General features: G+C 59.3%; 3 protein-coding genes. All 3 read right to left on the bottom strand.

What is annotated here, in order from left to right; translation table 11 throughout:
• On the bottom strand, positions 1–121 hold a 121-nt coding region (locus ACH2EH_RS21110), incomplete at its 3' end, for a type II toxin-antitoxin system VapC family toxin (protein WP_395144829.1).
• Positions 118–357 (bottom strand): prevent-host-death protein, encoded by a 240-nt coding sequence (locus ACH2EH_RS21105; RefSeq protein WP_395144827.1) that lies wholly within the window; start codon positions 355–357, stop codon positions 118–120. The genes ACH2EH_RS21110 and ACH2EH_RS21105, both read right to left, overlap by 4 nt.
• On the bottom strand, positions 351–3120 hold a 2770-nt coding region (uvrA, locus tag ACH2EH_RS21100), incomplete at its 5' end, for an excinuclease ABC subunit UvrA (RefSeq protein ID WP_395144825.1). The genes uvrA and ACH2EH_RS21105, both read right to left, overlap by 7 nt.

Below are 3120 nucleotides of genomic sequence, written 5' to 3'. Positions count from 1 at the left end.
AGACCACACTCAGGTAAACATCATTTTCCGGGTCGATGATTGCATCACGGTATTCCGAGGGGAGCTGTGGATCTTGGCTGAGAAACCAGAGAAAGATGTGGGTATCCAGAAGAAGCTTCATTTGCCTTCAAAAGCATCCAAAATCTCGTTGGGTAGGGGAGCATCGAAGTCTTTGGGGACGACAAACTCTCCGACGCAGAGGCCGTAGGGGCGGGGTTCGCGGCGGTGGTTGGGTGCACTGGCGAAGCGTGACAAGACAATCACTTCGACCTTATCCCCCGGGACAAACGGCAGATGGGCCAAGGTCAGGCTGCCATCATCGGCAACAATTACTTCCTCGCGGTGTGCAGTCAACATGGTCTCAGTATATCCTGCAAAAATCTCCCCGTGTACGACTCAGTGCACGCCGCGACGGTCTCCGGCGTGCCTTCAACAACTAATGTCCCGCCGTTCTTGCCGCCATCGGGGCCAAGGTCGAGCACCCAGTCGGCGCACTTGATGATGTCTAAGTGGTGCTCAATGACGAGAACCGTGTTTCCAGCGTCTACCAGGCGATTGAGGCAGTCGAGAAGCCGCTGGATATCGGCGAGGTGCAGGCCCGTCGTGGGCTCATCTAGGATGTAGAGGTTCTTGGCACCGCGTTTGATCTTCGCCAGCTCGGTGGCGAGCTTCACACGCTGCGCCTCGCCGCCCGAGAGAATGGGTGCGGGGTGGCCAAGCGTGACGTAGCCGAGGCCCAAGTCCGCGAGAACACGGAGCTTATGGGCGATCTTTTTATGGCTCTCAAAGAACACCGCGCCGTCTTCGATACTCAGCGCCAGCACATCGGCGATGGTCTTTCTATTGAACAGAACTTCCAGTGTCTCGGCGTTGTAGCGGCTGGCTTTGCAGGCGTGGCACGGCGCTTCGACATCGGGCATGAAGTTGAGTTTGGTCGTGATCGTCCCCTCGCCACTACACTCTTCGCAGCGCCCGCCTTTCACATTGAAGCTAAAGCGTGAGGCCGTGTAGCCACGTTCGAGAGAGAGCGGCGTGGCAGCAAAGAGCTGGCGGATATCGTCGTAGAAGCCCACATAGGTCGCGGGGTTGGAGCGCGGTGAGCGGCCAATGGGGCTTTGATCAATTTCAATTACATCCCCGATTTTCTCGATGCCCGTAAGCGTATCGTGCGCCCCGGCCAGCACCCGTGAGTCGTATTTCTTGTTATAGAGCTGCTTGTGGAGAATATCGTTGATCAGGGTGGACTTGCCCGATCCTGACGCCCCCGTGACGGCAATGAACACCCCGAGCGGGAAACGCACGGTTAAGTTTTTGAGGTTGTTCTCCCGCGCCCCGGTGAGAGTGAGAGAGTCGGTACCGATAGTGCGGCGCTTGGTTGGCAGTGCAATCTCGCGCCGTCCCGAGAGAAACGCCCCGGTGAGGGAGTTCGGATTGGCGCAGAGCTCGGCAATCGTGCCACTGGCGACCACCTCGCCGCCATGAATCCCTGGCCCTGGCCCGATCTCCAGAATATGATCAGCGGCGCGGATCGTATCCGTGTCGTGCTCAACGACGATCACCGTATTGCCAATGTCGCGCAGCCGTCGCAACGTCGCGATAAGCTTCGCATTATCTTTGGGGTGCAGGCCGATGCTCGGCTCATCCAGCACGTAGAGCATCCCCATTAGCTCACTGGCGATCTGCGCCGAGAGCCGAATCCGCTGTGACTCCCCGCCCGAGAGTGTCCCCGAGCGCCGGGAGAGAGATAAGTAATCCAGCCCAATATCACACAAGAGTTCGAGCTGCGAAAGAATCGCCTGGAGGATCTGTTGCGCTGCCTCGGGGCTGCGGCGGGGCGGAGGCAGCGTGGTCAGAAACGTAGCGGCATCGGCGAGGGTGAGGTGGCTCAGGGCATGAATGTCCGTTCCACCAAACTTGATCTGGGTTCGTGAGCGGCGCAGACGCACACCCTGGCAGTCCGGGCACGTCGTCTCGACCATGACTTTTCGAAGCCAATCCTCAACATTGGAGTTAGCCTCCTGCTTCTGGCGATACCCCTTATACCAGCGCTCGATTTGGTTGGCCACCCCCGCAAACTTCTGCTTCTTGCCGATGCTCCGATCATCGCGCCCACCCGGCGGCTGCACCAGCGTGATCTCCTCGCCCCTGGTGCCCCAGAAGAGAATCTCTCGAATACTCTCAGGCAATTCCGCAAAGGGCATCTCTAGCGAGAAATTGTAGTGTGCCGCCAGCCCCCAGATAATGCGCCCATTATTGTTGTGCTTATCAATGTTGAACGCCTCTTTAACAAACGCGCCCCCCAGAATCGAGCGAGAGGGATCAGGAACGAGCAGACCCGTGTGCACTCGTAGGTATGTCCCTAGCCCCGAGCAAGTCACGCAGGCGCTCTCGGGCTCATTGAACGAGAAGAACCAGCCCTCACGCTCGATAAACGTCAGCCGGTGCTCCGGGCAACCAAAGCCCGTGTAAAACTTTGCCTCCAGCGCTTCGTCGTCGAAGCGGCAGCGCACAAAGCCCTCACCCAGCTTAGCAGCATCAGTAAGCGCCACTTGGAGCTGCTTCGCCTGGCTCCGCTTGACAATCAACCGATCCACGACTGCTTCTACCTCTAATTGAGCCTCTTCCTCCAGCGCCAGTTCGTCGGCTAAGTCCCGCAGCTCCCCATCAATCCGAACGCGGCGACAGCCCTTGGTACGGATCTCGGTGAACAGATAGCTCCACTCCTCGCCGTACACTTTTGCAACGGGCGCACAGAGCTCGACCGCAGTCCCCTCGGGGAGCGCCAGCAGGTGCTCGGAGAGCTGCGTCAGGCTCACGGTCGGGATGGGCTGCGCGCAGCGGAGGCAGTGCGCTTCGCCGCTGGTGGCATAGAGCAGGCGCAGATAATCCCCGATATCGGTCATGGTTCCAACCGTCGAGCGCGGGTTCTTTGTAATCGTCTTCTGCTCAATCGAGATCACCGGCGAGAGCCCCAGAATCGCGTCCACTTTGGGGCGGCTCTGCTGCTGCACGAAGCGCCGCGTCCAGGCCGAGAGCGACTCCATAAAGCGCCGCTGCGCCTCCGCATAGAGCGTGTCAAAAGCCAACGACGACTTCCCCGAGCCACTGAGGCCCGTCAGC

The sequence above is a fragment of the Armatimonas sp. genome, from assembly GCF_043760365.1.
Lineage (GTDB): Bacteria > Armatimonadota > Armatimonadia > Armatimonadales > Armatimonadaceae > Armatimonas.
This window is presented reverse-complemented; position numbering and strand designations above follow the sequence as displayed.